This window comes from Kitasatospora sp. NPDC056327 (assembly GCF_042261735.1).
Classification (GTDB): domain Bacteria; phylum Actinomycetota; class Actinomycetes; order Streptomycetales; family Streptomycetaceae; genus Kitasatospora.
This window is the reverse complement of record NZ_JBHJRC010000454.1, coordinates 1-4,137: the sequence shown is the minus strand read 5'-3', so window position 1 is coordinate 4,137 and position 4,137 is coordinate 1. Positions and strand designations below refer to the sequence as shown.

Sequence of the window (4,137 nt, the reverse complement as noted above, 5' to 3'; positions counted from 1 at the left end):
CGCCGGAGGATTCCGGCGGGGCCCTTCGTGCTGCGGCGCTCCGGTGGGGGAGAGGCGTCCGACGGCCGGCCGCGGGGCGCGTTCCCGGACGGCGCGCGCCGTGGACGGGCGAGCGCCGTGGGTGGCACGCGCCCGTGTGCAGGCGTGTGCGCCCCGGGCCCGGCCGGGGCCGTGACCGGCGGAAATCCCGGGCGGGGCGGTCCCGGGCCCGCACGCGGCAACGCGAAGGACACGCGCATGTAACGATCGGCGTTTCTTGCAGAAATTTTCTGCAAGCCCTTTCCGCTGCTGTTGGCCCGCTGTTAACTTCCTTCCGGGCCCGGCGGCAGCAACGGTGCGGTCGGCGCGGGACAAGGCAGCCATTGTGCGCCTCTCCCGCACTGTTTCGGGCACCCCCACCCTCCAAGGAGTTCTCATGCGGCGTGGCATCGCGGCCTCTGCCGTGGTTGTGGCCCTCGCGGCCCCGGTGGCTGCCTGTGGCAGCAGCGGCTCCGGCTCGGACGGCAAGGCCGGCGGGCCGGTCACCCCCACCTACTGGGACACCTCGAACGCCACCAACGAGGCGCCGAACTACCAGGAGCTCGTCAAGAAGTTCGAGGCCGCCAATCCGGACGTCGAGGTGGACTTCGTCAACGTGCCCTTCGACCAGGCGCAGAACAAGCTCCAGACCGCGATGGGCGCCAAGGGCGCCCCGGACGCGTTCCGCTCCGAGGTCGGCTGGACACCGACTTCCCCGGCCACCGGCCGCTGATGTGGTCGCTGCTGGTCACCCAGATGTTCCCGATCGCGGTGCTGATCGTGCCGATGTACACGACCCTCTCCCGACTCGACCTGCTGGACAGCTACCTCGGGCTGATCCTGGTCTACTCCACCACCACCGTGCCGTACTGCGCCTGGCTGCTGAAGGGCTGCTTCGACACCATCCCGGTGGGGATCGACGAGGCCGGCCGGGTCGACGGGCTCAGCCCGTTCGGCACCTTCTGGCGGCTGGTCCTGCCGCTCGCCCGCCCGGGCCTGGCGGTCGCCGCGTTCCACTCCTTCCTCACCGCCTGGGCCGAGGTCGCCTTCGCCTCCACCTTCATGCTCAGCTCCGACAAGTACACCCTGGCCGTCGGCCTGCAGACCTTCGTCAGCGAGCACGACGCCCAGTGGAACCTGATGGCCGCGACCGCCGTACTGATCGCGATCCCCTCCTCGGTGCTCTTCTGCCTGGTGCAGCGTCACCTGGTGACCGGTCTGACCGCCGGCGCCTCCTAGTCCTGACCGCTCCTCCTCCACCTCCAAGGGATACCGTCCATGACCCAGAACCCGGCCGACACCTCCCGGCCCGCCACCGGCGCCACCGCTCACGAGGCCGGTGCCGGCGCGGACAGCGGCTGGTGGCGGGACGCGGTCATCTACCAGGTGTACCCGCGCAGCTTCGCCGACTCCAACGGCGACGGCACGGGCGACCTGCCCGGCGTCCGCAGCCGCCTGCCCTACCTGCGCGACCTCGGCGTGGACGCCGTCTGGCTCTCGCCGTTCTACGCCTCGCCCCAGGCCGACGCCGGCTACGACGTCGCCGACTACCGGGCCGTGGACCCGGTGTTCGGCACCCTTGAGGACGCCGACGGGCTGATCCGCGACGCCCACCGGCTCGGCCTGCGGATCATCGTCGACCTGGTCCCCAACCACTCCTCCGACCAGCACGAGTGGTTCAGGCGCGCCCTGCGCGAGGGCCCCGGCTCCCCGCTGCGCGAGCGCTACCACTTCCGCCCCGGCAAGGGCGAGAAGGGCGAACTGCCGCCCAACGACTGGGAGTCCATCTTCGGCGGCCCGGCCTGGACCCGCACCGAGGACCCCGACGGCACCCCCGGCGACTGGTACCTGCACCTGTTCGCCCCGGAGCAGCCCGACTTCGACTGGGAGAACCCGGCGGTCGCCGACGAGTTCCGCTCCATCCTGCGGTTCTGGCTGGACATGGGCGTCGACGGCTTCCGCATCGACGTCGCCCACGGCCTGGTCAAGGCCCCCGGCCTGCCCGACCTCGGCGGCGCCGACCAGCTCAGGCTGCTCGGCAACGACGTCATGCCGTTCTTCGACCAGGACGGCGTGCACGAGATCTACCGCAGCTGGCGCAGGATCCTCGACGAGTACCCGGGGCAGCGGATCGGCGTCGCCGAGGCCTGGACCCCGACCGTGGCGCGCACCGCCAACTACGTCCGCCCGGACGAACTGCACCAGGCCTTCAACTTCCAGTACCTGGGAACCTCCTGGGACGCCGCCGGGCTGCGCGAGGTGATCGACCTCTCGCTCGAATCGATGCGCCCGGTCGACGCCCCCACCACCTGGGTGCTCTCCAACCACGACGTCACCCGGCACGCCACCCGGTTCGCCAACCCGCCCGGCCTCGGCACCCAGATCCGCACCCCCGGCGACCGCGCGCTCGGCCTGCGCCGCGCCCGCGCCGCCACCCTGCTGATGCTCGCGCTGCCCGGGTCCGCCTACGTCTACCAGGGCGAGGAGCTCGGCCTCCCGGACGTCACCGACCTGCCCGACGAGGTCCGGCAGGACCCGTCGTTCTTCCGTCAGGCCGGCCAGGACGGCTACCGCGACGGCTGCCGCGTCCCGATCCCGTGGTCCGGCACCGAGGCCCCGTACGGCTTCGGTCCCGTCGGCGGACCGTCCTGGCTGCCCCAGCCCGCCGAGTGGGCCGCACTCAGCGTCGAGGCGCAGACCGGCGACCCGGCCTCCACCCTGGAGCTGTACCGGTCCGCGCTCGCCCTGCGCCGGGCACGGCCCGAACTCGGCGCCGGCACGGACGTCGAGTGGCTGGACACCCCCGCGGGCACCCTGGCGTTCCGCCGCGGCTCCTTCGTCTGCACCGTGAACACCACCGGCACCCCGGTCCGGATACCTGCCCCCGGCCGGCCGCTGCTCTCCTCCGCGGGCGCCGGCCCGGCGGTGACGGGCGGCGAGGCGCTGCTGGCCCCGGACAGCACCGACTGGTGGGCGGTCTGACGTGGTTGCAATAGGCTCTGGGACCGTGACTACGGCGCGACTCTCAGACATCGCGGCGCAGGCGGGGGTCAGCGAAGCCACCGTCTCCCGCGTGCTCAACGGCAAGGCCAACGTCTCGGCCGCCACCCGGCAGACCGTACTGGCGGCCCTGGACGTGCTCGGCTACGAGCGGCCGACCCGGCTGCGCCGGCGCAGTGCCGGGCTGATCGGGCTGATCACCCCGGAGCTGAGCAACCCGATCTTCCCGGCGCTGGCCCAGGTGATCGAGCAGGTGCTGAGCCGGCACGGCTACACCCCGGTGCTCTGCACCCAGACGCCGGGCGGCTCCACCGAGGACGAGCTCGTCGAGATGCTGGTCGACCGGGGAGTGGCGGGCATCGTCTTCGTCTCCGGTCTGCACGCCGACTCCACCGCCGACCACGAGCGCTACGCCCGGCTGGCCGCCCGCGGGGTGCCGTTCGTGCTGATCAACGGCTACAGCGAGCGGATCGACGCGCCGTTCATCTCGCCCGACGACCGGGCCGCGATGTGGATGGTCGTCCAGCACCTGGCCGAACTCGGCCACGAGCGGATCGGTCTGGCGGTCGGCCAGCGGCGGTACGTGCCGGTGCTGCGCAAGATCGAGGGCTTCACCGCGGCCCAGCGGGAGGTGCTCGGGCGGACCCGCGAGGAGGCCGAGGACCTCGTCCACCACACGCTGTTCAGCGTCGAGGGCGGGCACGCGGCGGCCGGGGCGCTCCTCGACAAGGGCTGCACGGCGATCGTCTGCGGCAGCGACCTGATGGCGCTCGGCGCGATCCGGGCGGTCCGGCAGCGGGGCCTCGCGGTGCCGCAGGACGTCTCGGTGGTCGGCTTCGACGACTCCCCGCTGATCGCGTTCACCGAGCCGCCGCTGACCACCGTGCGCCAGCCGGTGGAGGCGATGGCCACCGCGGCGGTGGACGCCCTGCTGGAGGAGGTCGGCGGGGACGCCGCCCAGCGCGGGGAGTTCATGTTCCAGCCGGAGCTGGTGATGCGCGGCTCGACCGGCGCCCGCGCGCGCTGAACGGGAACGGCCGGGGCCCGGGAGCGGTTCGCTCCCGGGCAGTCAAGCCACGATCTGCCATTCACCCGATGATTCACCCTCTGGCACCCTGC

2 protein-coding genes and 2 pseudogenes are annotated in these 4,137 nt (G+C 72.7%); all 4 read left to right on the top strand.

All coding sequences use genetic code 11. The features are described 5' to 3' along the window. Positions 1-415 precede the first annotated feature (415 nt). A pseudogene (locus ACFCX4_RS35070) lies at positions 416-745 on the top strand (extracellular solute-binding protein); the annotation flags it as partial. Next, positions 730-1,257 (top strand): annotated as a pseudogene (locus ACFCX4_RS35065) (ABC transporter permease subunit); the annotation flags it as partial. The pseudogenes ACFCX4_RS35070 and ACFCX4_RS35065, both read left to right, overlap by 16 nt. 39 nt (positions 1,258-1,296) lie before the next feature. Then, positions 1,297-3,000 carry an alpha-amylase family glycosyl hydrolase gene (locus ACFCX4_RS35060; RefSeq protein ID WP_376151329.1) on the top strand — a complete coding sequence of 568 codons (1,704 nt, stop codon included), beginning with the start codon at positions 1,297-1,299 and terminating at the stop codon, positions 2,998-3,000. Between the two features lie 25 nt (positions 3,001-3,025). Further along, complete coding sequence (locus ACFCX4_RS35055; RefSeq protein WP_376151327.1) at positions 3,026-4,045, top strand: LacI family DNA-binding transcriptional regulator; 1,020 nt, start codon at positions 3,026-3,028, stop codon at positions 4,043-4,045. Positions 4,046-4,137 lie beyond the last annotated feature (92 nt).